Origin of the sequence: Pseudomonas knackmussii B13, from assembly GCF_000689415.1 — a bacterium.
GTDB lineage: Bacteria > Pseudomonadota > Gammaproteobacteria > Pseudomonadales > Pseudomonadaceae > Pseudomonas > Pseudomonas knackmussii.
Genome location: NZ_HG322950.1, coordinates 4,798,101 through 4,820,573, shown reverse-complemented (window position 1 = coordinate 4,820,573; position 22,473 = coordinate 4,798,101). Strand labels below are relative to the sequence as shown.

Annotated in this window: 24 protein-coding genes; 13 read left to right on the top strand and 11 right to left on the bottom strand. The window is 64.6% G+C overall.

Features of this window, described 5'->3' with window-relative positions; genetic code table 11:
- Nucleotides 1-43 precede the first annotated feature (43 nt).
- From rng to tldD, 4 genes are read left to right on the top strand one after another with little or no spacing between them, the layout of a single operon-like run.
- A complete protein-coding gene (rng, locus tag PKB_RS22545; protein ID WP_043254684.1) occupies nucleotides 44-1,501 on the top strand; it encodes a ribonuclease G in 1,458 nt (485 codons plus the stop codon).
- Nucleotides 1,502-1,515: 14 nt separating this feature from the next.
- Nucleotides 1,516-5,337, top strand: coding sequence for a YhdP family protein (locus PKB_RS22540; protein WP_043254682.1), 3,822 nt, complete (start codon nucleotides 1,516-1,518; stop codon nucleotides 5,335-5,337).
- A gap of 57 nt (nucleotides 5,338-5,394) precedes the next feature.
- On the top strand, nucleotides 5,395-6,243 hold the full coding sequence (locus PKB_RS22535) for a carbon-nitrogen hydrolase family protein (protein ID WP_043254681.1): 849 nt from the start codon (nucleotides 5,395-5,397) through the stop codon (nucleotides 6,241-6,243).
- Nucleotides 6,244-6,245: 2 nt separating this feature from the next.
- Nucleotides 6,246-7,688 carry a metalloprotease TldD gene (gene tldD, locus PKB_RS22530; RefSeq protein WP_043254680.1) on the top strand — a complete coding sequence of 481 codons (1,443 nt, stop codon included), beginning with the start codon at nucleotides 6,246-6,248 and terminating at the stop codon, nucleotides 7,686-7,688.
- Nucleotides 7,689-7,707: 19 nt separating this feature from the next.
- Here the strand turns inward: tldD and yjgA are convergent, their stop codons facing one another.
- Complete coding sequence (gene yjgA / locus PKB_RS22525) at nucleotides 7,708-8,232, bottom strand: ribosome biogenesis factor YjgA (RefSeq protein WP_043254679.1); 525 nt, start codon at nucleotides 8,230-8,232, stop codon at nucleotides 7,708-7,710.
- 119 nt (nucleotides 8,233-8,351) lie between these two features.
- Here yjgA and pmbA point away from each other — a divergent pair, with 119 nt between their 5' ends.
- Nucleotides 8,352-9,701, top strand: a complete 1,350-nt coding sequence (pmbA, locus tag PKB_RS22520; protein WP_043254677.1) for a metalloprotease PmbA — start codon at nucleotides 8,352-8,354, stop codon at nucleotides 9,699-9,701.
- Between the two features lie 60 nt (nucleotides 9,702-9,761).
- Here the strand turns inward: pmbA and PKB_RS22515 are convergent, their stop codons facing one another.
- The 10 genes from PKB_RS22515 to PKB_RS22470 all read right to left on the bottom strand — a co-directional run bounded on the left by PKB_RS22515 (nucleotide 9,762) and on the right by PKB_RS22470 (nucleotide 16,845).
- On the bottom strand, nucleotides 9,762-10,034 hold the full coding sequence (locus tag PKB_RS22515; RefSeq protein WP_043254675.1) for an HPr family phosphocarrier protein: 273 nt from the start codon (nucleotides 10,032-10,034) through the stop codon (nucleotides 9,762-9,764).
- A gap of 33 nt (nucleotides 10,035-10,067) precedes the next feature.
- Nucleotides 10,068-10,925: an RNase adapter RapZ gene (rapZ, locus tag PKB_RS22510; protein WP_043254673.1), complete on the bottom strand. Its 858-nt coding sequence runs from the start codon at nucleotides 10,923-10,925 to the stop codon at nucleotides 10,068-10,070.
- 2 nt (nucleotides 10,926-10,927) lie between these two features.
- Nucleotides 10,928-11,392, bottom strand: coding sequence for a PTS IIA-like nitrogen regulatory protein PtsN (gene ptsN, locus PKB_RS22505; RefSeq protein ID WP_043254670.1), 465 nt, complete (start codon nucleotides 11,390-11,392; stop codon nucleotides 10,928-10,930).
- Between the two features lie 9 nt (nucleotides 11,393-11,401).
- A complete protein-coding gene (gene hpf, locus PKB_RS22500) occupies nucleotides 11,402-11,710 on the bottom strand; it encodes a ribosome hibernation-promoting factor, HPF/YfiA family (protein WP_009617801.1) in 309 nt (102 codons plus the stop codon).
- Nucleotides 11,711-11,787: 77 nt separating this feature from the next.
- Nucleotides 11,788-13,284 (bottom strand): RNA polymerase factor sigma-54, encoded by a 1,497-nt coding sequence (locus tag PKB_RS22495; protein WP_084166702.1) that lies wholly within the window; start codon nucleotides 13,282-13,284, stop codon nucleotides 11,788-11,790.
- 232 nt (nucleotides 13,285-13,516) lie between these two features.
- Complete coding sequence (lptB, locus tag PKB_RS22490) at nucleotides 13,517-14,242, bottom strand: LPS export ABC transporter ATP-binding protein (protein WP_043254664.1); 726 nt, start codon at nucleotides 14,240-14,242, stop codon at nucleotides 13,517-13,519.
- Nucleotides 14,242-14,778 carry a lipopolysaccharide transport periplasmic protein LptA gene (gene lptA, locus PKB_RS22485; protein WP_043254662.1) on the bottom strand — a complete coding sequence of 179 codons (537 nt, stop codon included), beginning with the start codon at nucleotides 14,776-14,778 and terminating at the stop codon, nucleotides 14,242-14,244. The genes lptB and lptA overlap by 1 nt, the downstream gene beginning before the upstream one ends.
- Nucleotides 14,765-15,337, bottom strand: a complete 573-nt coding sequence (lptC, locus tag PKB_RS22480) for an LPS export ABC transporter periplasmic protein LptC (protein ID WP_043254660.1) — start codon at nucleotides 15,335-15,337, stop codon at nucleotides 14,765-14,767. Before lptC ends, lptA begins: the two co-directional genes overlap by 14 nt.
- An 8-nt stretch (nucleotides 15,338-15,345) precedes the next feature.
- Nucleotides 15,346-15,870 (bottom strand): KdsC family phosphatase, encoded by a 525-nt coding sequence (locus tag PKB_RS22475; RefSeq protein ID WP_043254658.1) that lies wholly within the window; start codon nucleotides 15,868-15,870, stop codon nucleotides 15,346-15,348.
- Nucleotides 15,871-16,845: a KpsF/GutQ family sugar-phosphate isomerase gene (locus tag PKB_RS22470; RefSeq protein WP_043254656.1), complete on the bottom strand. Its 975-nt coding sequence runs from the start codon at nucleotides 16,843-16,845 to the stop codon at nucleotides 15,871-15,873. It abuts the gene before it with no gap.
- Nucleotides 16,846-17,087: 242 nt separating this feature from the next.
- On the opposite strand from PKB_RS22470, the gene PKB_RS22465 reads away from it, so the two are divergent.
- The 8 genes from PKB_RS22465 to hisG all read left to right on the top strand — a co-directional run bounded on the left by PKB_RS22465 (nucleotide 17,088) and on the right by hisG (nucleotide 22,438).
- Complete coding sequence (locus PKB_RS22465; protein ID WP_043254654.1) at nucleotides 17,088-17,897, top strand: ATP-binding cassette domain-containing protein; 810 nt, start codon at nucleotides 17,088-17,090, stop codon at nucleotides 17,895-17,897.
- A complete protein-coding gene (mlaE, locus tag PKB_RS22460; RefSeq protein WP_043254653.1) occupies nucleotides 17,897-18,694 on the top strand; it encodes a lipid asymmetry maintenance ABC transporter permease subunit MlaE in 798 nt (265 codons plus the stop codon). The genes PKB_RS22465 and mlaE overlap by 1 nt, the downstream gene beginning before the upstream one ends.
- On the top strand, nucleotides 18,694-19,167 hold the full coding sequence (gene mlaD, locus PKB_RS22455; protein ID WP_043254650.1) for an outer membrane lipid asymmetry maintenance protein MlaD: 474 nt from the start codon (nucleotides 18,694-18,696) through the stop codon (nucleotides 19,165-19,167). The genes mlaE and mlaD overlap by 1 nt, the downstream gene beginning before the upstream one ends.
- An 18-nt stretch (nucleotides 19,168-19,185) precedes the next feature.
- Complete coding sequence (locus tag PKB_RS22450; RefSeq protein WP_043257665.1) at nucleotides 19,186-19,839, top strand: MlaC/ttg2D family ABC transporter substrate-binding protein; 654 nt, start codon at nucleotides 19,186-19,188, stop codon at nucleotides 19,837-19,839.
- The gene (locus PKB_RS22445; protein WP_043254648.1) at nucleotides 19,836-20,147 is read left to right on the top strand and encodes an STAS domain-containing protein; all 312 of its coding nucleotides are present in this window, start codon (nucleotides 19,836-19,838) and stop codon (nucleotides 20,145-20,147) included. The genes PKB_RS22450 and PKB_RS22445 overlap by 4 nt, the downstream gene beginning before the upstream one ends.
- A 116-nt stretch (nucleotides 20,148-20,263) precedes the next feature.
- Nucleotides 20,264-20,503 (top strand): BolA family protein, encoded by a 240-nt coding sequence (locus PKB_RS22440; RefSeq protein ID WP_043254646.1) that lies wholly within the window; start codon nucleotides 20,264-20,266, stop codon nucleotides 20,501-20,503.
- A 21-nt stretch (nucleotides 20,504-20,524) separates the two neighbouring features.
- Complete coding sequence (gene murA, locus PKB_RS22435; protein ID WP_043254644.1) at nucleotides 20,525-21,790, top strand: UDP-N-acetylglucosamine 1-carboxyvinyltransferase; 1,266 nt, start codon at nucleotides 20,525-20,527, stop codon at nucleotides 21,788-21,790.
- Nucleotides 21,791-21,802: 12 nt separating this feature from the next.
- Nucleotides 21,803-22,438, top strand: coding sequence for an ATP phosphoribosyltransferase (gene hisG, locus PKB_RS22430; protein ID WP_043254643.1), 636 nt, complete (start codon nucleotides 21,803-21,805; stop codon nucleotides 22,436-22,438).
- Nucleotides 22,439-22,473 lie beyond the last annotated feature (35 nt).

Below are 22,473 nucleotides of genomic sequence, written 5' to 3'. Positions count from 1 at the left end.
CACGAAGTAGCGCTAGCGATCCGGGCGCGATAAGGAAGGGCGCATGAGCGAAGAGATCCTGATCAATATCACGCCGATGGAATCGCGCGTGGCGGTGGTGGAAAACGGTGTCCTTCAGGAAGTCCATGTCGAGCGCACCCTGCGCCGCGGGATCGTCGGCAACATCTACAAGGGCAAGGTGGTCCGCGTGTTGCCGGGCATGCAGGCAGCCTTCGTCGACATCGGCCTGGAGCGTGCGGCCTTCATCCACGCCGCGGAGATCTCCAACCGCGAAGGCAGCGCGGTAGAGAGCATCAGCGCCCTGGTCCACGAGGGCCAGAGCCTGGTCGTGCAGGTCACCAAGGACCCGATCGGCACCAAGGGCGCGCGCCTGACCACGCACCTGTCGATCCCGTCGCGCTACCTCGTATACATGCCGCGCACCAGCCACGTTGGCATTTCGCTGAAGATCGAGGACGAGCAGGAGCGCGAGCGCCTCAAGCAGGTGGTGGCCAAGTGCGTCGAGGCCGAAGGCATAGTCGAGCAGGGCGGTTTCATTCTGCGCACGGCCGCCGAGGGCGCCGGTGAAGACGAGATCCTTGCCGATATCCGCTATCTTCGCCGACTTTGGACTCAGATCGACGTACAGATGCAGACGGTCGGTGCGCCGACCATGATCTACGAAGACCTCTCCCTGGCCCTGCGCACCCTGCGCGACCTGGTCAATCCTCGCATCGAGAAGATCCGCGTCGATTCGCGGGAGAACTTCCAGAAAATCACGCAGTTCGTCGACGAACTCATGCCGGAAATCGCCGATCGCCTGGAGCACTACCCCGGCGAGCGGCCGATCTTCGATCTCTATGGGGTCGAGGACGAGGTGCAGAAGGCCCTGGAGCGCAAGGTCCTGCTCAAGTCCGGCGGCTACCTGATCATCGACCCGACCGAGGCGATGACCACGATCGACGTCAACACCGGCGCGTTCGTCGGCCACCGCAACCTCGAAGAGACCATCTTCAAGACCAACCTCGAGGCGGCCACCGCCATCGCTCGCCAGCTGCGCCTGCGCAACCTCGGCGGGATCATCATCATCGACTTCATCGACATGGAAGACGAGGAGCACCGCCGCCAGGTCCTGCGGACCCTGGAGAAGCAGCTCGAGCGAGACCATGCGAAGACCAACATCATCGGCATCACCGAGCTGGGCCTGGTGCAGATGACCCGCAAGCGCACCCGCGAAAGCCTGGTGCAGGTGCTCTGCGAGCCCTGCCCGAGCTGCCAGGGGCGCGGCATGCTGAAGACCGCCGAGACCATCTGCTACGAGATATTCCGCGAGATCCTCCGCGAGGCGCGTGCCTACCAGGCCGATTCCTACGTGGTGCTGGCCAACCAGAAGGTGGTCGACCGGCTGCTCGACGAAGAGTCGGGCAACGTCGCCGATCTCGAGATGTTCATCGGCCGCACCATCAAGTTCCAGGTCGAGCCCATGTACTCGCAGGAACAATATGATGTCGTCCTGCTCTGAAGCGCGCGCCTGAGATGGAGCGCTTCGGCCGCTACTTCGCGCGCCTGTTGCGTCTGCTGCTGGGGCTCTGCGCCCTGGTGCTGGTCCTGCTTGCCCTCTACGTCAGCCTCGGGCGCCAACTTGCGCCATTGCTCGGCGAATACCGCAATGACCTGGTCGAGCAGGTCAGCGCGCGGCTCGGCATGCCGGTCGAGATCGGTGCGCTGGAGGGCAGTTGGCAGGGCTTCGGTCCGGTCATCACGGTACACGACATCCAGGTCGGCGTTGGCAGTGACGCGCTGCGCCTGGAGCACGTGCGCCTGACCCCGGACCTCATCGCCAGTGTGCTGGCGCGCCAGCCACGAATCGACAGCCTGGAACTGCAGGGCCTGCAACTGAGCTTCCGCGAAGGCGAGGACGGCCACTGGTCGGTCGAGGGGCTGCCGCAGCGTTCGGGCGCGACCGACCCGCGCCAGCTGATCGACCTGCTGCTGACTCCGCGCCGCCTCACACTGCTGGACAGCCAGCTGACCCTGCTGCCCCACGGCGGCCCATCGTTGAGCCTGACCTACCTGGGACTGACCCTGCACAGCGGCGTCTTCGGCCAGCGCCTGGACGGCCGCGTGACGCTGCCCGATGGCCAGCCAGTGGCCTGGCGCGTGGATGCACACGTCGATCGCGGCGACTGGCAGCGCAGCTCCGCCGACTTCTACCTGAGCCTGCCGCAGAGCGACTGGGCGAAATGGCTGCCGCCCAGCCTGACCCGGCAATGGCGTATCCACCAGCTCGAAGCCGGCGGCGAGTTCTGGGCGCGGGTCGAGAAAGGCCAGGCGAACGCCGCCGTGGCCCGACTCAATGCGCCGCAGATACAGGCGTCGTTCGATGGGCGCGAGCCGGTGAAGGTCGCCGACCTGGGCGTCGGGCTGTATTTCCAGCGCGAGGGCGATGACCTGCGCCTGCGCGTCAGCAACCTGGCGGGCAACCTCGGCGGCCAGCGCTGGGGCGAGGTGGAAATGGACCTCGCGCTGCAACGCAAGGGCGAAGAGCACTGGCAACTTCGCGCCGATCGTCTTGATCTCGGCCCGCTGCTGCCGGTGGTGGAAAGCCTGGCGCCGATGCCGGACAAGGCCGTGGAGTGGCTGCGTGGGCTGCAGCCCAAGGGCGTCCTGCACAACCTCAATTTCGATTACTGGCCGCAGCGCCAGGGCCCGGAGCGCCTGGGTTACGCCTTCAACCTCGAAAAAGTCGGCGTCGCCGCGTTCCACGAAGTGCCGGCGGTGGCCAACGTCGACGGCACCTTCAGCGGCAACCTCGGCGGCGGCCAGCTGGACGCCAATGCCCAGGACTTCACCCTGCACCTGGCGACCCTGTTCCCCGAGCCCTGGCGCTTCCGCACCGCCAACGCACGGCTGTTCTGGCGCTGGGACGACCAGGCATTCACCCTCGGCAGCCACCTGATGAAGGTGGAGAGCGACTACGGGCGCCTGGGCGGCGACATGCTGATCCGCCTGATGCATGACCACGAGCAGGAAAGCTACATGGACCTGCGCGTCGGCATGAGCGAGGGTGACGGTCGCTACACCCCGCTGTTCCTGCCCACCGTGCTGCCGGAGATGAGCAAGGACCTGGCGCACTGGCTGACCACCGCCATCAAGGGCGGCCGCGTCGAGCAGGGCTACTTCCAGTGGCAGGGTTCGCTGAAGAAGGGCGCGGCACCGGAAGACCATGCCATGAGCCTGTACTTCAAGGTGCATGATGGCGAGCTGGACTATCAGCCCGGCTGGCCGGTGCTGAGCCAGGCCGAGGGCGAAGTGTTCGTCGAGGACAGTGGCGTGCGCATCCGTGCGCAATCCGGGCGCATCCTGCAGAGCCAGGTGCGCGATGTGGCTGTGGATATTCCCCATGTGCCGGCGGGCGAAGTCAGCCGCCTGTATGTCGATGGCGATGTCGACAGCAGCCTCGGCGACGGCCTGAAGATCCTCCAGGAATCGCCCATCGGCGTGCAGCAGACCTTCGCTGGCTGGGAAGGCGAGGGGCCGCTGCAGGGCCACCTCAAGCTCGACATTCCGCTGGCCAAGGCTCAGGCCACGAAGTCGCAGGTGGTGGTCGACTTCTCCACCGACAAGGCGCGGCTGAAGATCGCCAAGCCCGTCCTGGAGCTGAGCCAGCTCAAGGGCGACTTCCGCTACGACACCGCGAGCGGCCTGAGCGGGCAGAAGATCAGCGCCCAGGCCCTCGGTTCGCGGATCGCCGCGAGCATTCGCGCCGAAGGCGCGCCCGGTGCGCCGCGCAGCCGCATCCTGGCCAACGGCCAGGTGCCGCTGAAGAACCTGCTCGACTGGGGCGGCGTGAAGCAGGCGCTGCCGCTCTCCGGACGCATTCCGTTCAAGCTCGACCTGCTGATCGCCGGCAAGGACAGCCAACTGCAGGTCGATTCCGACCTCAAGGGCCTGGCCATCGACCTCCCGGCGCCGCTGGGCAAGGCCGTCGACGAAGCACGCCAGAGCCAATGGCGCATGACCCTGGACGGCCCCGAGCGGCGCTACTGGGCGACTTACGGCAGCAATGCCAGCCTGGCATATGCGGCGGCGCCCGAGCAGCCGCTAGCGGGGCGCGGCATGCTCCTTCTGGGCGGCGATCCAGCTGTGCTGCCCAACACGCCCGGCCTGCAGGTGCGCGGCAAGCTGGACAGCCTGGACGCCGATGCCTGGATTGCCTTCGCCAAGCAGTACGCCAACACGCAGGCCCAGGGCGCTGCGGGCCTGGTGTCCGGCGCGAACCTGCAGATCGGCAGCTTCCACGGGTTCGGCGGCAGCATGGACAACCTTGGCGTAACCCTCGCGCGCAGCGACGGCGCCTGGAATCTCGGGCTCAAAAGCAGCGTGCTGGACGGCCAGGTGCAGATCCCGCAGGGCGGCAGCCGGCCGATCCAGATTCGCCTGCAGCGGCTGGACCTGCCGAAGAACCCCACCAGCGACCTGGCGGCCGCGCCGACGGTGGCCCAGGACCCGCTGGACAAGGTCGATCCGCGCAGCCTGCCGGCCATGGATGTGGCCATTGCCCAATTGTCCCAGGGCGGCAAGGCGATAGGTGCGTGGAACTTCAACGTGCGGCCGACGCCCAGCGGCACCACGTTCAACAATGTCGATCTCGACATGCGCGGCCTGAAGGTGCGCGGCACCCTGCGCTGGGAAGGCCTGCCCGGCAGTACGCGCAGCAGCTTCAAGGGTGGGCTGGACGGCAAGAACCTGGCCGATGTGCTCAAGGCCTGGGACTTCGCGCCCACCGCCACCAGCGAGCGCTTCCGCCTGGACATCGATGGCGGCTGGCCGGGCTCCCCGGCCTACATCAGCCTGCGTCGCTTCGGTGGGCGAATGGATGCGGACATGCGCAAGGGCCAGTTCGTCGATGTCGAGGGCGGGGCCAACGCGTTGCGGGTGTTCGGTCTGCTCAACTTCAATGCGATCAACCGCCGCTTGCGCCTGGACTTCTCCGACCTGTTCGGCAAGGGCCTGAGCTACGACCAGGTGAAGGGCGTGCTGAGCGCCACCGATGGTGTCTACCTGACCCGCGAGCCGATCAAGCTCAGCGGCCCGTCGAGCAACATCGAGATGAACGGCACCCTCGACATGGCCCACGACCAGATCGACGCCAAGCTGCTGGTGACCCTGCCGCTGACCAACAACCTGCCGCTGGCCGCGCTGATCGTCGGCGCCCCGGCGGTGGGCGGTGCGCTCTTCGTGGTCGACAAGCTGCTGGGCGACAAGGTCTCGCGTTTCGCCAGCGTGGAATACAGCGTCATGGGGCCGTGGCAGAACCCCAACATCAGTTTCCGCAAGCCGCTCAAGAAACCCTGACGAGCAGAGCCGGGGCCCATCGGTTAGGATGAACGCCATCCGTTGTCGGAGAACCGCATGTCCATCGCCGTGATCCAGATGGTCAGCCAGGACGATGTCCTGGCCAACCTCGCCGCCGCCCGTCGCTTGCTCGAACAGGCTGCCGAAGGGGGCGCCCGCCTCGCCGTGCTGCCGGAAAATTTCGCCGCCATGGGCCGCCGCGACCTGGCCGACCTCGGGCGTGCCGAGGCACTCGGCGAAGGCCCGATCCTGCCCTGGTTGAAAAGCACTGCCCGCGACCTCAGCTTGTGGATAGTCGGCGGGACCATACCGTTGCCGCCTGAAGATCGGCCGCAGGAGAAGGCCAACGCGTGCTCGTTGCTGTTCGACGAACGCGGCGAAAGGGTGGCGCGCTACGACAAGCTGCACCTGTTCGATGTGGACGTGGCCGATGCGCGTGGCCGCTATCGCGAGTCCGACGACTACGCCTTCGGCGACCGTGTGGTAGTTGCCGATACGCCAGTGGGGCGCCTCGGCCTGACGGTCTGCTACGACCTGCGCTTCCCCGAGCTCTATACGCGACTGCGTGAAGCGGGCGCCGAGCTCATCAGCACGCCTTCGGCGTTCACCGCGGTAACGGGCCAGGCACACTGGGAAATACTCATCCGCGCCCGCGCCATCGAAACCCAATGCTACGTGCTGGCTGCGGGGCAGGGCGGTAGCCATCCACGCGGTCGCGAAACCTGGGGCCAGTCGGCCATCGTCGACCCCTGGGGACGCATCCTCGCCGAACAGGCCAAGGGCGAAGCGGTGCTGCTGGCCGAGCGCGACAGTGAAGAACAAGCGGCGGTCCGGCAGCGCATGCCGGTGGTCCGCCATCGCAGATTCTATCCGCCGGCCGAACCCGGTCCGGCGCCTACGGAGTGACTATGAGCGAGTTGTTGTCATCGGTGAGCCAGCAGCTGCTGGCCCCGGGCGGACTGGATATCGACGGTCTGCAACCGATCCTGCACGAGCTGAGCGGCCCGGGTATCGACGCCGCCGACCTGTACTTCCAGAGCCAGGTTTCCGAGTCCTGGATGCTCGAAGACGGCATCGTCAAGGAAGGCAGCTTCCATATGGACCAGGGCGTTGGCGTGCGTGCACAGTCCGGAGAGAAAACGGGCTTCGCCTACAGCAATGCCATCAACGCCCAGGCCCTGGGCGAGGCGGCGCGTGCCGCGCGTTCGATTTCCCGCGCCGGGCAGAACGGCAAGGTGCAGGCGTTCCGCGCCACGGTGCCGCCGCGCCTGTATGCCGGCGACAACCCGCTGGACGTACTCAGCCGCGCCGAGAAGGTCGAGCTGCTGCAGAAGATCGATGCCGCCACCCGCGCGCTCGACCCGCGCATCCAGCAGGTCACCGTGAGCCTGGCCGGTGTCTGGGAGCAGATCCTCGTCGCCGCGGCTGATGGTTCGCTGGCAGCGGATATCCGCCCGCTGGTGCGCTTCAACGTCAGCGTCATCGTCGAGCAGAACGGCCGTCGCGAACGCGGTGGCCACGGCGGCGGCGGGCGTACCGACTACCGCTACTTCCTCCAGGAAGACCGCGCCATGTCCTACGCCCGCGAGGCGCTGCGCCAAGCCCTGGTCAACCTCGAGGCGGTACCTGCACCGGCCGGCACCTTGCCGGTGGTGATGGGCGCCGGCTGGTCAGGCGTGCTGCTGCACGAAGCGGTCGGCCACGGCCTGGAAGGCGACTTCAACCGCAAGGGCAGTTCGGCCTATAGCGGGCGCATCGGCGAGAAGGTTGCGTCGAGCCTGTGCACCATCGTCGACGATGGCACCCTGGCTGGACGTCGCGGCTCGCTGTCGGTGGATGACGAAGGCACTCCCACCCAGTACAACGTGCTGATCGAGAACGGCATCCTCAAGGGCTACATGCAGGACAAGCTCAATGCCCGCCTGATGGGTGTGGCGCGCACCGGCAACGGCCGCCGCGAGTCCTATGCGCACCTGCCGATGCCGCGCATGACCAACACCTACATGTTGGCCGGCCAGAGCGAGCCGGACGAAATCATTGCCAGCGTGGAGAGGGGCATCTACTGCGCCAACCTCGGCGGTGGCCAGGTGGATATCACCAGCGGCAAGTTCGTCTTCGCCACCAGCGAGGCCTACCTGATCGAGAACGGCAAGATCACCCGTCCGGTGAAGGGCGCGACCCTGATCGGCAACGGTCCGGAAGTGATGAGCCGGGTGTCCATGGTGGGCAACGACATGGCCCTGGACAGCGGTGTGGGTACCTGCGGCAAGGACGGCCAGTCGGTACCGGTGGGTGTCGGCCAGCCGACCCTGAAGATCGACGGCATTACCGTAGGCGGGACCGGCGCCTGAGGCGCCGGTGTGCTCAGGCTTATCGCAGGCCGCGTTTGAGCTCGTCGAGTTCGCGGATGTACTTGAAGATCTTCCGCGCTGCGGCTGGCGGTTTGTTATGAGCCGCTTCGTGCTGGGCGTGGCGGATCAGCTGCAGCAAGTGCTGGCGATCGCTGTCCGGATACTCGGCGAAGAATGTCGAGAGGGCTTCGTCGCCGCCTTCGATCAGGCGGTCGCGCCAGCGTTCGAGGGCGTGGAAGCGCTCGTTGTACTGGCGGGTCGAGCTGTCCAGCTGGTCGAGCAGCGCGACTATGGCTTCGAGGTCCTGGTCGCGCATCAGCTTGCCGATGAACTGCCGGTGGCGTTTGGCGGCGGCGTGGGCCTTGTGCTTGGGTGCCTCGTCGAGCGCGCGGCGCAGCGGTTCGGTGAGCGGCAGGCGGTCGAGCATGTCGGGCTTGAGCGCGGTCAGGCGCTCGCCGAGGTCCTGCAGGGCGTGCATCTCGCGTTTTACTTGCGTCTTGCTCTTCTCTCCGAACAGCGAGTCGTCGTCTTGATAATCAGCCATGGCGGTGGTCCAGTGGAAAACGCCGCCATGATAACCAGTCGAGGGCCGATTGTCCGGCCCGCCCGCGGTCTGCCGGCGCCGAAGCAGCCGGTCGCGGGACAGAACAGGAGTGTTGCGCAATGAGTGAACAGGCCAAGGCAGTCGGCCCGGAAGCGCTTCCGGAACTGCGCGAGCAGGTCGAGCGGATAGTCGCCGAAGCGAAGCGTCAGGGCGCCAGCGGCTGCGAAGTGGCGGTGTCGCTTGAGCAGGGGCTGTCCACCAGCGTGCGCCAGGGCGAGGTGGAGACCGTCGAATTCAACCGTGATCAGGGCTTTGGAATCACCCTGTACGTCGGCCAGCGCAAGGGCTCGGCGAGCACGTCGGCGACCGGCGAGGCAGCCATCCGGGAAACCGTGGCGGCGGCCCTTGCCATCGCCAAGCATGCATCCGAGGACGAATGCGCCGGGCTGGCTGATCCGGCGTTGATGGCCCGCGATCTGCCGGATCTGGACCTCTATCATCCCTGGGACCTGAACCCGGATCAGGCAGTCGAGCGCGCCCTGGCCTGCGAGGCGGCAGCATTCGCCACCGATGCGCGGGTCACCAAGGCTGACGGCACTACGCTGAATACCCACTATGGCTGCCGCGTTTACGGCAACAGCCACGGCTTCATAGGCGGCTACGCCAGTTCGCGGCATAGCCTGAGCTGCGTGATGATCGCCGAGGGTGAGGGGCAGATGCAGCGCGATTACTGGTACGACGTGAGTCGCCGTGGCGACCTGCTCGATAGCCCGGAGAACATTGGCCGTCGTGCTGCTCAGCGTGCTGCGCTGCGTCTGGGCGCGCGTCCGGTTCCAACCGCGGAAGTACCGGTGCTGTTCGCTCCGGAGGTCGCGGTAGGGCTGTTCGGTCACTTCCTCGGTGCCATCTCCGGCGGCAGCCTGTACCGCAAATCGTCCTTCCTCGAAGGATGTCTCGGCCAGAAATTGTTCCCGGAATGGCTGACCCTCGATGAGCGTCCGCTGTTGCGTGGCGCCCTGGGCAGTGCCTCCTTCGACAACGATGGCCTGGCGACCTACGCGAAGCCTTTCGTGGAGAACGGCGAACTGGTGTCCTACGTGCTTGGCACCTATTCCGGCCGCAAGCTGGGCATGCCGAGCACTGCGAACGCAGGCGGCGTGCATAACCTCTTCGTCAGCCACGGCGATGAAGACCAGAAGGCGCTGCTGCGCCGCATGGGGCGCGGCCTGCTGGTCACCGAGTTGATGGGGCAGGGCGTCAATCTGGTTACAGGCGACTACTCCCGCGGTGCGGGCGGTTACTGGGTGGAGAACGGAGAAATCCAGTTCCCGGTGCAGGAAGTCACCATCGCAGCCAACCTCAGGGACCTCTTCGCCAACATCCTCGCGGTGGGTAACGACGTCGAGAATCGCGGCAACCTGCATACCGGCTCGGTGCTGGTGGAGCGCATGATGGTCGCCGGCAACTGATACGTTGCCGGAGCAAAGAAAAAGCCCGCCAGATGGCGGGCTTTTCATGTCGAGGCGAACTTACTCGCCTTCGTCGAAATAGTTGTTGATCAGCTCGGTCAGTGCCTGCAGCGCTTCGTTCTCCTGTTCGCCTTCGGCGAGCAGGTGCAGATTGGTCCCCTTGCCGGCGGCGAGCATCATGACCGCCATGATGCTCTTGCCGTCCACCGTGTTTTCCGGGCTGCGGCCCACACGAATCTGGCAGGGGAAACGACCGGCCACGCCGACGAACTTGGCGGCAGCGCGGGCATGCAGACCGAGCTTGTTGATGATGGTGATTTCGAGGGCGGGCATCGCGAGGGGGCTGTCCTTTTTTCGGGTCGCTTGCTAGCTCAGGTCGCGGTGGCGAATCTGCACGTTCTTCAGGGTATCTCTCAGCGCCTTGCCGATCCGCTCGGCCAGAAACACCGAGCGATGATGGCCGCCCGTGCAGCCGATGGCAATGGTGACGTAGGCGCGGTTGCTCGCAGCGAAGCGCGGCAGCCATTTGTTCAGGTACGCCAGGGTGTCCTGGAACATCTCCTCCACGTCGGGCTGCTCGGCGAGATACTCCTGCACTTCCTTGTCGAGGCCGGAAAGCTCGCGCAATTCGGGCTTCCAGTACGGGTTGGGCAGGCAGCGCACGTCGAACACCAGATCGGCGTCCACCGGCATGCCGCGCTTGAAGCCGAAGGATTCGACGAGGAAAGCGGTGCCGAGCTCCGGCTTGTTCAGCAGGCGCAGTTTGATGACGTCGCGCAACTGGTAGAGGTTGAGGTTTGTCGTGTTCAGCTTGAGATCGGCGAGATCGGCGATCGGGCCGAGCAGGTTCGTCTCGTCGGCGATGGCTTCGGCCAGCGAGCGGGTATCGGTGGTCAGCGGGTGGCGCCGGCGGGTTTCCGAAAAGCGCTTGAGCAGCGTTTCGTCATCGGCGTCGAGGTACAGCACGTCGCACTGGATGTGCTTGTCGCGGGCTTCCTGCAGCAATTCGGGGAAGCGCTTGAGCTGGCTCGGCAGGTTGCGCGCGTCGATCGACACGGCAACTTGCGGGTGCATCAGTTCGGTGTGCAGCAGGGCGCGCTGTGCCAGATCGGGCAGCAGGCTGGCCGGCAGGTTGTCGATGCAATAGAAGCCGTTGTCTTCGAGGACGTTGAGGGCTGTACTTTTGCCCGAGCCGGAGCGGCCGCTGACGATGATCAGGCGCATGGTCAGTGGCCGTTCTGTACGTCCACGACGATTCGGTACAGCGCCTCGCCATCGGTGGCGTGACGCAGGCGATCGCGCACTTCGGATCGGTCGAGCATGGAGGCGATCTGCCGCAGCAGCTCCAGGTGCTCTTCGGTGGCGGCCTCCGGTACCAGCAGTACGAAGACCAGGTCGACAGGGGCGCCGTCGAGGGCGTCGAAATCGACAGGGGTGTCCAGGTGAAGGATGGCGCTGATTGGCGCCTTGCAGCCGGTCAGCCGGCAATGCGGAATGGCGATGCCATTGCCGAAGCCGGTGGAGCCCAGGCGTTCCCGGGCTACCAGGCTTTCGAAGATGGCTTGTGCGTCGAGCCCCGGCAGGTCGTGAACGACCAGGTTGGCGATCTGTTCGAGGACGCGTTTCTTGCTGCCTCCCGGCACGCTCACGAGGGAGCGGCCGGGGGTCAGGATTTGCTCAAGTCGGATCATAGAGGGGGGTTAGCGGACTCCAACGCCCTGTTGGCGTTCGAGGTACTTTTCCTTGTGTTTGATCAGTTGGCGATCGAGTTTGTCGGTCAGAAGGTCGATGGCTGCGTACATGTCTTCATGTTCGGCGCAGGCCACCACCTCACCCCCGGAGATATGCAGCGTGGCTTCGATTCGCTGTTTCAGCTTTTCGACCTCCATGATGACCTGAACATTGGTGATCTTGTCGAAGTGGCGCTCCAGTCGGCCGAGTTTTTCGACCACATAGTCGCGCAGGGCGTCGGTCACATCCAGTTGATGGCCACTGATGTTGACTTGCATACCGCTTTCTCCTTATTGCCCGTGTATAAGTGGCAGGTTAATGCAACCTGCCGCCGGAACACTTTGGCTTGGGTCAATCAGACCAGTCGCTTGCGCTCGCTGGATGGAGCTATACCGAGAGATTCGCGGTACTTGGCGACGGTCCGTCGTGCCACTTGAATGCCCTGTGCCTCCAGTAAACCAGCGATCTTGCTGTCGCTCAACGGCTTTTTCGGACTTTCTGCCGCGACCAGTTTCTTGATGATCGCGCGGATCGCGGTGGACGAGCACTCGCCCCCTTCGGAGGTGCTGACGTGGCTGGAGAAGAAGTACTTCAGCTCGAAGATGCCACGCGGCGTGTGCATGAATTTCTGCGTGGTGACGCGCGAGATGGTCGACTCGTGCATGCCCACCGCTTCGGCGATGTCGTGCAGCACCAGCGGTTTCATGGCCTCTTCGCCGTACTCGAGGAAGCCGCGCTGGTGCTCGACGATCTGGGTCGCGACCTTCATCAGCGTTTCGTTGCGGCTCTGCAGGCTCTTGATGAACCAGCGCGCCTCTTGCAGCTGGTTGCGCATGAAGGTGTTGTCGGCGCTCGAGTCGGCGCGGCGTACGAGGCCTGCATATTGCGAGTTCACGCGCAGGCGCGGTACCGCTTCCTGGTTGAGCTCTACCAGCCAGCGCTCGTTGTGCTTGCGTACGATGACGTCGGGCACCACGTACTCGGCTTCGCCCGACTCGATCTGCGAGCCGGGGCGTGGATGCAGTGACTGGATCAGCTCGATGGTTTCGCGCAGCTCGTCTTCCTTGAGCTTCATGCGGCGCATCAGCTGGCTGTAGTCGCGGCTGCCGAGCAGGTCGAGGTGATCGCTCACCAGGCGCTGCGCCTCGGTGAGCAGGTAGGTGTTCTCAGGCATCTGGCGCAGTTGCAGCAGCAGGCATTCGCGCAGGTTGCGCGCGCCGACACCCGCCGGCTCCATCTGCTGGATGCGGCGCAGGACTACTTCCACCTCGTCCATCTCGACGTCGAGTTCGGGGTCGATGGAGGAGAGAATGTCGTCGAGGGATTCTTCCAGGTAACCGTCGTTGTTGATGCCGTCGATGATGCTCAGCGCGATCAGGCGATCGGTATCGGACATCGGCGCCAGGTTGAGCTGCCAGAGCAGGTGGCTCTGCAGGCTTTCGCCGGAGGAGGTGCGGGCGGTGAAGTCCCACTCGTCGTCATCGCTGCTGGGCAGGCTGCTGGCGCTGGTCTGGTAGATGTCTTCCCAAGCCGTATCTACCGGTAGCTCGCTCGGGATGCGTTCGGCCCACTGGTCGTCGTCCAGGCTGTCCACACTGGGCGTGGTGCTTTCCTGGTAACTGTCGGCCTGGGTGGTGGTGCTGGAGGCAGCTTCGGCGCCTTCGCCCATCGGGTCGCTGCCGTCGTAGTCGTCACCGTCCTCCTGGCGCTCGAGCATCGGGTTGGACTCCAGGGCCTCCTGGATTTCCTGTTGCAGGTCCAGGGTGGAGAGCTGGAGCAGTCGGATGGCTTGTTGCAGCTGCGGCGTCATCGTCAGCTGCTGGCCCATCTTGAGGACTAGCGATGGTTTCATGGCTGGAACTTGGCACCTTGTTCGCCGGCGCGGAGTGCGCCTATCCACGACTACGGACGCTGCCTTGGTCGATTCGTTCAGAATCGTCGCGGCGCCGCTAGGAAGCAAGTTATATGCCTGAAATTTTGTTACTTGCCTAGCCTTGAAACATTTCTCCAGACGTGGGTGGAGGGCTTGGCAGAGAGGTGGGAGGAGGTGCCTGCCGGGCCTTTGTGGCCCGGCGGCGTAGGGCTTAGAGGCGGAACTCGTGGCCCAGGTAGACTTCCTTGACCAGTTCGTTGGCCAGGATGGTTTCCGAGTCGCCTTCGGCAATCAGTTGGCCGTCGTTGACGATGTAGGCGGTCTCGCAGATATCCAGGGTCTCGCGGACGTTGTGATCGGTGATCAGGATGCCGATGCCCTTGGTCTTGAGGTGATGGATGATCTGCTTGATGTCGCCCACCGAGATCGGGTCCACGCCGGCGAAGGGTTCATCGAGCAGGATGAACTTGGGCGAACTGGCCAGGGCGCGGGCGATTTCCACGCGGCGGCGTTCACCACCGGACAGGCTCATGCCAAGGTTGTCGCGGATGTGGTGGATGTGGAATTCCTCGAGGAGTCCGTCGAGGGCCTCCTTGCGACCGGCTCGATCGAGGTCCTTGCGGGTCTCGAGGATGGCGCTGATGTTGTCCGCCACCGACAGCTTGCGGAAGATCGAGGCTTCCTGCGGCAAATAGCCGATGCCGGCGCGGGCGCGGCCATGCATCGGCAGGTTGGTGACGTCCTGGTCGTCGATGCGGACCAGGCCCTGATCGGCGCGCACCAGGCCGACGATCATGTAGAAGCAGGTGGTCTTGCCGGCGCCGTTGGGGCCGAGCAGGCCGACGATCTGCCCGCTGTCGATGCTCATGCTGACGTCGCGGACGACCTGGCGACCCTTGTAGCTCTTGGCAAGGTGTTGCGCGGTTAGGGTAGCCATTACTGGGCCTGGTCCTGCTTCTTCTTGGGCTGGATGACCATGTCGATGCGCGGGCGCGGCGTGGTCACCGGGGTTCCGGTGGCGCGGCCGGCATTGACGATCTGCCGTTCGGTGTCATAGACGACCTTCTCGCCTTCGAAGGTGTTGCCCTCCTGGATCACCTTGGCCTGGTCGATCAGGATCACCCGGTTCTGCGCTACGAAGTACTGGATGGTCAGGCCGTAGGCCTTGGTGAGTTCCTTGTCCGGCGCCGGCTTCTGCTCGAAATACGCAGGCTTGCCGACCGAGGTGACTACCTCGATATCGCCGTTCTTGTTCTGCTTGAGGGTCACTGTGTTGCCAGTCAGCTTCATGCTGCCCTGGGTGACCACCACGTCGCCCTTGTAGACCGCGACGCCTTGCTTGTCGTCCAGCTCGGCGCTGTCGGCCTGGACGCGGATCGGTTGCTCGCGGTCCGTCGGGAGTGCCCAGGCGGCGGCGCTGCCGAGGCTGGCGGCGAGGCTGAGGAGTAGGGGGAGGGTATTAACGAACCTCATGCTGACCTCTTACGTTGGACAGCAGGAGCATCCGGCTGTCTTTCAGATACGCTTTCATTCCTATCGCCGTCGTCACGCCGTTGGGCTCGGTGATCTTAACGGGCTGTTCGGTTTGCGCATAATTCTGGTCCGGGAACACCGTCATACGCGTAGTGGTTAGCAGCAGCGTGCGGTTCTCGGCGTCAGTGCGCTTGACGCGGACATCGTCGATCAACTCGACCTGCTTGCCTTCCGGACCGACCTCGGCGCGCACGCTCTGCACGTGCCAGGGCTGCGGTTGGCCTTCGCGGAAGAAGTACAGGTCGGGCGTGGTGACGTTGGTGACGTCGGTAGCCTTCATGTGTTCCAGGCGGTCGGCGGTCATCTCGTAGGCGAGCGTGCCGTCGATGCGGTACTGAACACTGTGGGCGTTCGCTGCGTAGAAATCGATCGCGTCATTGCTGGGCGGGATCTTGCGTTCGGTGAACAGGTCCAGGCGCACGTTCCAGTAATAGCCCATGGCGATCAGCAGGACCGCGATCAGGGCAAGGAGCAGCTTCTGGCGAAAAGTCTTCGGCATGTTCGGCTCTACAGATAAGCGCTTTGCGCCGCTTCCAGGTTGCCCTGGGCGCGCAGGATCAGTTCGCAGAATTCCCGGGCTGCACCTTCGCCGCCGCGCGCCTGGGTCACGCCGTGGGCGTGCTGGCGAACGAAGGCGTCGGCGTTGGCTACGGCCATGCCCAGGCCGACCCGGCGGATCACCGGCAGGTCTGGCAGGTCGTCGCCCAGGTAGGCGACCTGTTCATAGCCTAGCCCGAGTTCGGCTAGCAGTTGGTCGAGCACTACCAGCTTGTCCTCGCGGCCCTGGAACAGGTGCTGGATGCCCAGGTTCTGCGCGCGGCGCTCGACAACGGCGCTCTTGCGGCCACTGATGATCGCGGTGCGCACACCGGAGGCGATCAGCATCTTGATGCCGTGGCCGTCAAGGGTGTTGAAGGTCTTGAACTCGCCGCCGTCGGGGAGGAAGTAGAGCTTGCCGTCGGTGAGCACGCCGTCGACGTCGAACACCGCCAGGCGCACGCCGCTGGCGCGTTGCAGCAGATCTGCGGTCATTCAGATGACTCCGGCGCGGGTCAGGTCGTGTACGTGCAGTACGCCCACCGGGCGATCATTTCCGTCGACTACGACGAGAACGTTGATCTTGTGGTCGTCCATGATTTTCAGGGCTTCGGCGGCCAGCATGTCCGGGCGCACGGTCTTGCCGTGAACGGTCATGACCTGGTCGATGGTCACCTGGCGTACGTCCAGCCCCTTGTCGAGGGTGCGGCGCAGGTCGCCGTCGGTGAATACGCCAGCGAGTCGGCCGTCGTCGCCGAGGATGATGGTCATGCCAAGGCCCTTGCGGGTCATCTCGAGCAGAGCGCCGCTGAGCGAGGTGCCAGGGGAAACCTGCGGCAGTTCCTCGCCCACGTGCATGACGTTTTCCACTTTAAGCAGCAGTCGCCGGCCCAGGGCGCCGCCCGGGTGGGAGAATGCGAAGTCCTCGGCGGTGAAACCGCGGGCTTCCAGCAGGGCGATAGCCAGGGCGTCGCCGAGTACCAGGGAAACGGTGGTGGAGGAGGTCGGCGCGAGGTTCAGCGAGCAGGCTTCGTGCTCGACGCTGGCGTCCAGGTTGACCGCGGCGGCCTTGGCCAGCGGCGATTCCGGGTTGCCGGTCATGCTCACCAGGGTGATGCCCAGGCGCTTGATCAGCGGCAGCAGGGTGACGATCTCGGCGGTCGAGCCGGAGTTGGACAGCGCCAGGACCAGGTCGTCCTTGGTGATCATGCCCATGTCGCCATGGCTGGCTTCGGCCGGGTGTACGAAGAATGAAGGGGTGCCTGTACTGGCCAGGGTCGCGGCGATCTTGCGGCCGATGTGGCCCGACTTGCCCATGCCGACCACCACCACACGGCCCTTGCAGTTCAGCAGGAGCTCACAGGCCAGGGTGAAATCCGCTCCGATTCGAGGCAGGAGGGCATCGACCGAGTCGCGCTCGAGGCTGATGGTGCGCTGTGCCGACTGGATGAAATCGTGATTCTGGCTCATGTTCCATTGGAATGGGGCGAGGGGAAGGGCGAGATTATAACGGTAAAGCGCGATGGGCATCATCCTGCTGCGTTCGATCTTGCGCACAGATTGCTGAACTCCTGCTGAACACGCGGTCTTCAGCGCTTGGGACGGGACCGACGGAGTGCTATAGTTCGCCGCCGTTCGGCCTGTCATGCGTCACCGTGCCTCAGCGGCTTGACGGGGCATTGCAGGGACAGGGCTGTCACGCAAGGAGTTCTATGAGCACCGATGAAAATTACGCTGTCGAATTGAAGGGAGTGACCTTCAAGCGCGGCAATCGCGCCATCTTCGACAACGTGGATATCCGTATTCCGCGCGGCAAGGTCACCGGCATCATGGGGCCGTCGGGCTGTGGCAAGACCACCCTGCTGCGCCTGATCGCCGCGCAACTGCGTCCCGCCAAGGGTGACGTGCTGGTCAACGGGCAGAACCTGCCCACGCTGGCTCGCGCCGACCTCTTCGACATGCGCAAACAGTTCGGCGTGCTGTTCCAGAGCGGCGCGCTCTTCACCGATCTGGACGTCTTCGAGAACGTCGCCTTCCCGCTGCGGGTGCATACCGAGCTGCCGGACGAGATGATCCGCGACATCGTCCTGATGAAGCTGCAGGCGGTGGGCCTGCGTGGTGCAATCGACCTGATGCCGGACGAGCTGTCCGGCGGCATGAAACGCCGCGTTGCGCTGGCCCGGGCAATCGCCCTGGACCCGCAGATCCTCATGTACGACGAGCCGTTCGTGGGCCAGGACCCTATCGCCATGGGCGTTCTGGTGCGCCTGATTCGCCTGCTCAATGATGCCCTGGGCATCACCAGCATCGTGGTCTCCCACGATCTGGCAGAGACAGCGAGTATCGCCGACTACATCTATATCGTCGGCGACGGCAAGGTGCTCGGCCACGGTACGCCTGCCGACCTGCGCGATCTCGATGACCCGCGCGTGCGCCAATTCATGAAGGGGATTCCGGACGGCCCGGTGCCGTTCCATTACCCCGCGCGCGACTATCGCGCCGATCTGCTGGGAGAACGCTGATGCGCAAGACTTCACTGCTCGAGCGGATTCGCCTGCTCGGGCGGTCCGGCCTCGATGTGCTTGAAGCACTTGGGCGCTCCACGCTGTTCCTGGGCCACGCGCTGATCGGTCGGCGGGTTCCCGGAGGCATGGGCACGCTGCTGGTCAAGCAGCTCTATGCGGTGGGCGTGCTGTCGCTGGCGATCATCGTGGTGTCCGGCATCTTCATTGGCATGGTGCTAGCCCTGCAGGGCTACAACATCCTCAAGGACTACGGCTCGGAGCAGGCAGTAGGGCAGATGGTTGCCCTGACGCTGCTGCGCGAACTGGGCCCGGTGGTAACCGGCCTGCTGTTCGCCGGACGCGCCGGCTCGGCGCTGGCTGCGGAGATCGGCAACATGAAGTCGACCGAGCAGCTCTCCAGCCTCGAGATGATCGGTGTCGACCCGCTGCGCTACGTGATCGCGCCGCGCCTGTGGGCGGGTTTCATCTCCATGCCGCTGCTCGCTGCGATCTTCAGTGTCGTTGGCATCTGGGGTGGCGCCGCGGTGGCGGTGGACTGGCTGGGCGTTTATGAAGGTTCGTTCTGGGCGAACATGCAGAACAGCGTGCATTTCGGCGAGGATGTGCTCAATGGCGTCATCAAGAGCCTGGTGTTCGCCTTCGTGGTGACCTGGATCGCGGTGTTCCAGGGCTACGATTGCGACCCGACTTCCGAAGGTATCAGCCGCGCAACGACTCGTACCGTGGTCTATGGCTCCCTTGCCGTACTGGGGCTGGACTTCATTCTGACCGCTTTGATGTTTGGAGACTTCTGATGCAAACCCGCACCCTGGAAATCGGTGTAGGCCTGTTCCTTCTCGGCGGCCTGCTGGCCCTGCTGCTGCTGGCCCTGCGTGTCAGCGGACTGACCGTCGGGCATTCCAACGATACCTACCGGCTGTATGCCTACTTCGACAACGTGGCCGGCGTCACCGTGCGCGGCAAGGTGACCATGGCTGGCGTGACCATCGGCAAGGTGGTGGCAGTGGACCTGGATCACGACAGCTACCGCGGCCGCGTGACCATGGAGATCAACCGGGACGTCAACAACCTTCCCGATGATTCCACCGCGTCTATCCTGACTGCTGGTCTGCTCGGCGAGAAATACATCGGTATCAGCGTCGGCGGCGACGATCAGATGCTCAAGGACGGCGGTGTGATCCACGACACCCAGTCCGCGCTGGTGCTGGAGGATCTGATCGGCAAGTTCCTGCTGAACTCGGTCAATAAAGACGACACCAAGAAGTAATCGATGAGGATGAATGCCATGCTGACTCTCCTGCGTCGTGGCCTGCTGGTTCTGCTCGCCACGCTGCCCCTGTTCGCCAATGCCGCGCCGAGTGCGCAGCAAGTGGTGCAGCAGACCGTCGACAGCCTGCTGTCCGACCTCAAGGCCAACAAGCCGGCCTACCGTGCCGATCCCAAGCAGCTCTACGCCGCGCTGGATCGTATCCTCGGTCCGGTGGTGGACTCCGAGGGCATCGCCAAGGGCGTGATGACCGTCAAGTATTCCCGCCAGGCCACGCCGGAACAGGTCAAGCGCTTCGAGACCGTGTTCAAGAACAGCCTCATGCAGTTCTACGGCAACGCCCTGCTGGAATACGACAACCAGGACATCCGCGTGCTGCCGGCCACCGGCAAGCAGGATCCGGAGCGTGCTCCGGTGAACATGGAAATCCGCGACAGCAAGGGCACCGTCTATCCGGTGCAGTACACGATGATCAGCCAGAACGGCACCTGGCGCCTGCGTAACGTGATCATCAACGGCATCAACATCGGCAAGCTGTTCCGTGACCAGTTCGCAGATTCCATGCAGAAGAACGGCAACGACCTGGAGAAGACCATCGCCGGTTGGGACCAGGTAGTGGCCAATGCCAAGAACACCGCCAAGGGCCAGTCGCAAGACGGTGGTGATCAATGACCAGCCAGGCCGGCATCAGTGAAGTCGAGGCCGGCGTGCTGCATCTGAGCGGCGTCCTCGACTACCGCAGCGGTCCGCAACTGCGCGCCGAGGGTCGCAGTCTGATCGCGGCGACCCAGGCTCCGCGCCTGGTGCTCGACTGCTCGGCAGTGGAGAAGTCCAGCAGCGTCGGCCTGTCCTTGCTGCTGTCCTTCCTGCGCGACGCTGACCAGGCGAAGAAGCCGCTGGAAATCCGTGGCCTGCCCAAGGACATGCGTGACATCGCCAAGGTCAGCGATCTGCAGGAAATCCTGCCGCTCAAGGACTGACCGCCCGGGTGGGCGAAAGCCCTCCGTCCGCGAGCGCCATTGGCGGGGTTCGCAGGCGGGGGGCTTTTTTGTATCATTGCCGACCCGCGCGCGTTGAGCGCCGATCGAGGTCGAGCATGCAGGCGATTGAAGTCAAGAACCTCCTGGAAGAAAAACTCCCGGGAACCCAAGTCGAAGTGGAAGGCGAAGGCTGCAACTTCCAGTTGAACCTGATCAGCGATGAGCTGGCCGGCCTTGGCCCGGTCAAGCGTCAGCAGCAGATCTATGCCCACTTGAACGACTGGATCGCCAGTGGCGCCATCCACGCCGTAACCATGAAATTCTTCAGCCGCGCCGCCTGGGCCGAGCGCTCCTGAGTCGCCGGGGAAATACCTGCTATGGACAAACTGATCATTACCGGCGGCTCCCGCCTCGATGGCGAGATTCGCATCTCCGGTGCCAAGAACTCCGCTCTGCCGATTCTTGCCGCCACCCTGCTGGCCGACACTCCGGTCACCGTGTGCAACCTGCCGCACCTGCACGACATCACCACCATGATCGAGCTGTTCGGTCGCATGGGTGTGCAGCCGGTGATCAACGAGAAGCTCAACGTCGAAGTCGACGCCAACAGCATCAAGACCCTGGTCGCCCCCTACGAGCTGGTGAAAACCATGCGCGCCTCGATCCTGGTGCTCGGCCCGATGGTCGCGCGCTTCGGTGAGGCGGAAGTCGCCCTGCCCGGCGGCTGCGCCATCGGTTCGCGTCCGGTCGACCTGCACATCCGCGGTCTCGAGGCCATGGGCGCGCAGATCACCGTCGAAGGCGGCTACATCAAGGCCAAGGCTCCGGCCGGCGGCCTGCGTGGCGCGCACTTCTTCTTCGATACCGTCTCCGTGACCGGTACCGAGAACATCATGATGGCCGCCGCCCTGGCCAACGGCCGTACCGTGCTGGAAAACGCCGCTCGCGAACCGGAAGTGGTCGACCTGGCCAACTGCCTGATCGCCATGGGCGCGCAGATCCAGGGCGCCGGCACCGACACCATCACCATCGATGGCGTGAAGCGCCTGGGCGGCGCCAAGTACAGCGTCATGCCCGACCGCATCGAGACCGGTACCTACCTGGTCGCCGCTGCCGCCACCGGTGGTCGCGTCAAGCTCAAGGACACCGATCCGACCATCCTTGAAGCAGTGCTGCTGAAGCTCGAAGAGGCTGGTGCCCACATCAACACCGGCAACGACTGGATCGAGCTGGACATGAAGGGCAACCGGCCGAAGGCGGTGAACATCCGCACCGCGCCGTACCCGGCATTCCCCACCGACATGCAGGCTCAGTTCATCTCCCTGAACGCGGTCGCCGAAGGCACCGGCGCGGTTATCGAGACCGTGTTCGAGAACCGCTTCATGCACGTCTATGAAATGAACCGCATGGGCTCGCAGATCCTCGTCGAGGGCAACACTGCCATCGTCACCGGCGTTCCGCATCTGCGTGGCGCTCCGGTCATGGCGACTGACCTGCGTGCATCCGCCAGCCTGGTGATCGCCGGCCTGGTGGCCGAAGGCGACACCCTCATCGACCGCATCTACCACATCGACCGTGGTTACGAGTGCATCGAAGAGAAACTGCAACTGCTCGGCGCGAAAATCCGCCGTGTGCCGGGCTAAGGCTGAGCTGACATGCTGACCATCGCCCTGTCCAAGGGCCGCATCCTCGACGACACCCTGCCGCTGCTCGCAGCGGCAGGCATCGTGCCGACCGAGAATCCGGACAAGAGCCGCAAGCTGATCATCCCCACCACGCTCGATGACGTGCGCCTGCTGATCGTCCGTGCCACCGACGTGCCGACTTATGTCGAGCACGGCGCCGCCGACCTCGGCGTGGCCGGCAAGGACGTGCTCATGGAGTATGGTGGCCAGGGCCTGTACGAGCCGCTGGACCTGAAGATCGCCAACTGCAAGCTGATGACCGCCGGTGCGGTCGGCGCGCCGGAGCCCAAGGGCCGCCTGCGCGTGGCCACCAAGTTCGTCAACGTCGCCAAGCGCTACTACGCCGAACAGGGCCGTCAGGTCGACGTGATCAAGTTGTACGGCTCCATGGAGCTGGCACCGCTGGTCGGCCTGGCCGACAAGATCATCGACGTGGTCGATACCGGCAACACCCTGCGCGCGAACGGCCTGGAACCCCAGGAACTGATCGCCACCATCAGCTCGCGGCTTGTCGTCAACAAGGCCTCGATGAAGATGCAGCACGCCCGCATCCAGGCGCTGATCGATACCCTGCGCGACGCCGTCGAGGCGCGACACCGTCACTGATACTCACCGCGGTCCCATGACCGCGGCCGCCTATC

Bases quoted from the DNA above. Each gene is read 5' to 3' on its own strand.
- rng (WP_043254684.1), top strand. From the start codon at position 44: ATGAGCGAAGAGATCCTGATCAATATCACGCCGATGGAATCGCGCGTG.
- PKB_RS22540 (WP_043254682.1), top strand. From the start codon at position 1,516: ATGGAGCGCTTCGGCCGCTACTTCGCGCGCCTGTTGCGTCTGCTGCTG.
- PKB_RS22535 (WP_043254681.1), top strand. From the start codon at position 5,395: ATGTCCATCGCCGTGATCCAGATGGTCAGCCAGGACGATGTCCTGGCC.
- tldD (WP_043254680.1), top strand. From the start codon at position 6,246: ATGAGCGAGTTGTTGTCATCGGTGAGCCAGCAGCTGCTGGCCCCGGGC.
- yjgA (WP_043254679.1), bottom strand. From the start codon at position 8,232: ATGGCTGATTATCAAGACGACGACTCGCTGTTCGGAGAGAAGAGCAAG.
- pmbA (WP_043254677.1), top strand. From the start codon at position 8,352: ATGAGTGAACAGGCCAAGGCAGTCGGCCCGGAAGCGCTTCCGGAACTG.
- PKB_RS22515 (WP_043254675.1), bottom strand. From the start codon at position 10,034: ATGCCCGCCCTCGAAATCACCATCATCAACAAGCTCGGTCTGCATGCC.
- rapZ (WP_043254673.1), bottom strand. From the start codon at position 10,925: ATGCGCCTGATCATCGTCAGCGGCCGCTCCGGCTCGGGCAAAAGTACA.
- ptsN (WP_043254670.1), bottom strand. From the start codon at position 11,392: ATGATCCGACTTGAGCAAATCCTGACCCCCGGCCGCTCCCTCGTGAGC.
- hpf (WP_009617801.1), bottom strand. From the start codon at position 11,710: ATGCAAGTCAACATCAGTGGCCATCAACTGGATGTGACCGACGCCCTG.
- PKB_RS22495 (WP_084166702.1), bottom strand. From the start codon at position 13,284: ATGAAACCATCGCTAGTCCTCAAGATGGGCCAGCAGCTGACGATGACG.
- lptB (WP_043254664.1), bottom strand. From the start codon at position 14,242: ATGGCTACCCTAACCGCGCAACACCTTGCCAAGAGCTACAAGGGTCGC.
- lptA (WP_043254662.1), bottom strand. From the start codon at position 14,778: ATGAGGTTCGTTAATACCCTCCCCCTACTCCTCAGCCTCGCCGCCAGC.
- lptC (WP_043254660.1), bottom strand. From the start codon at position 15,337: ATGCCGAAGACTTTTCGCCAGAAGCTGCTCCTTGCCCTGATCGCGGTC.
- PKB_RS22475 (WP_043254658.1), bottom strand. From the start codon at position 15,870: ATGACCGCAGATCTGCTGCAACGCGCCAGCGGCGTGCGCCTGGCGGTG.
- PKB_RS22470 (WP_043254656.1), bottom strand. From the start codon at position 16,845: ATGAGCCAGAATCACGATTTCATCCAGTCGGCACAGCGCACCATCAGC.
- PKB_RS22465 (WP_043254654.1), top strand. From the start codon at position 17,088: ATGAGCACCGATGAAAATTACGCTGTCGAATTGAAGGGAGTGACCTTC.
- mlaE (WP_043254653.1), top strand. From the start codon at position 17,897: ATGCGCAAGACTTCACTGCTCGAGCGGATTCGCCTGCTCGGGCGGTCC.
- mlaD (WP_043254650.1), top strand. From the start codon at position 18,694: ATGCAAACCCGCACCCTGGAAATCGGTGTAGGCCTGTTCCTTCTCGGC.
- PKB_RS22450 (WP_043257665.1), top strand. From the start codon at position 19,186: ATGCTGACTCTCCTGCGTCGTGGCCTGCTGGTTCTGCTCGCCACGCTG.
- PKB_RS22445 (WP_043254648.1), top strand. From the start codon at position 19,836: ATGACCAGCCAGGCCGGCATCAGTGAAGTCGAGGCCGGCGTGCTGCAT.
- PKB_RS22440 (WP_043254646.1), top strand. From the start codon at position 20,264: ATGCAGGCGATTGAAGTCAAGAACCTCCTGGAAGAAAAACTCCCGGGA.
- murA (WP_043254644.1), top strand. From the start codon at position 20,525: ATGGACAAACTGATCATTACCGGCGGCTCCCGCCTCGATGGCGAGATT.
- hisG (WP_043254643.1), top strand. From the start codon at position 21,803: ATGCTGACCATCGCCCTGTCCAAGGGCCGCATCCTCGACGACACCCTG.